Consider the following 1,183-nt stretch of genomic DNA (forward strand, 5'->3'; position numbering starts at 1 on the left):
ACTCAACGATTTTAGATACTACGCCAGCACCTACAGTACGACCACCTTCACGGATGGCGAAACGCAGACCTTCGTCCATCGCGATTGGGCAAATCAGCTCAACAACAAACTTCAGGTTGTCGCCTGGCATAACCATTTCCACACCTTCTGGCAACTGGACAGAGCCAGTTACGTCAGTGGTACGGAAGTAGAACTGAGGACGGTAGCCTTTGAAGAATGGCGTGTGACGGCCACCTTCGTCTTTGCTCAGTACGTATACTTCTGCTTCGAACTTGGTGTGTGGCTTGATTGAACCTGGCTTACACAGTACCTGACCACGCTCAACTTCATCACGCTTAGTACCACGCAGCAGCGCACCAATGTTCTCACCTGCACGACCTTCGTCCAGCAGCTTACGGAACATTTCTACACCCGTTACGGTAGTAGTAGTGGTAGGGTTGATACCGACGATTTCTACTGAGTCACCCGTGTTCACGATACCACGCTCTACACGACCGGTGACTACTGTACCACGACCAGAAATAGAGAATACGTCTTCGATTGGCAGCAGGAATGGCTTGTCGATGTCACGCTCTGGCTCTGGGATGTAAGTGTCCAGGGCTTCGCCCAGCTCAACAATCTTCTTCTCCCACTCCGCGTCGCCTTCCAGCGCCTTCAGAGCTGAACCACGGATTACCGGCAGGTCATCACCTGGGAAGTCATACGTAGACAGCAGTTCACGTACTTCCATTTCTACCAGTTCCAGCAGCTCTTCATCGTCTACCATGTCACATTTGTTCATGAATACGATGATGTAAGGTACGCCTACCTGACGACCCAACAGGATGTGCTCACGCGTCTGTGGCATAGGACCATCTGTCGCCGCTACTACCAGAATCGCACCGTCCATCTGCGCTGCACCGGTGATCATGTTCTTAACATAGTCAGCGTGTCCAGGACAGTCTACGTGTGCGTAGTGGCGGCTAGGTGTATCGTATTCTACGTGTGACGTAGAGATAGTGATACCACGGGCCTTTTCTTCTGGCGCGTTATCGATTTGGTCGAATGCTTTCGCAGAACCACCGTAGGTCTTCGCCAATACAGTAGTGATTGCTGCTGTCAGAGTGGTTTTACCGTGGTCAACGTGGCCGATAGTGCCTACGTTTACGTGCGGTTTCGTACGTTCAAACTTTTCTTTTGCCAT

1 protein-coding gene is annotated in these 1,183 nt (G+C 51.4%); it reads right to left on the reverse strand.

What is annotated here, in order from left to right; all coding sequences use genetic code 11:
* On the reverse strand, positions 1–1,183 hold a 1,183-nt coding region (gene tuf, locus CSR04_RS24645; RefSeq protein WP_102799001.1), incomplete at its 3' end, for an elongation factor Tu.

Origin of the sequence: Bowmanella denitrificans, from assembly GCF_002887595.1 — a bacterium.
Classification (GTDB): domain Bacteria; phylum Pseudomonadota; class Gammaproteobacteria; order Enterobacterales; family Alteromonadaceae; genus Bowmanella; species Bowmanella denitrificans.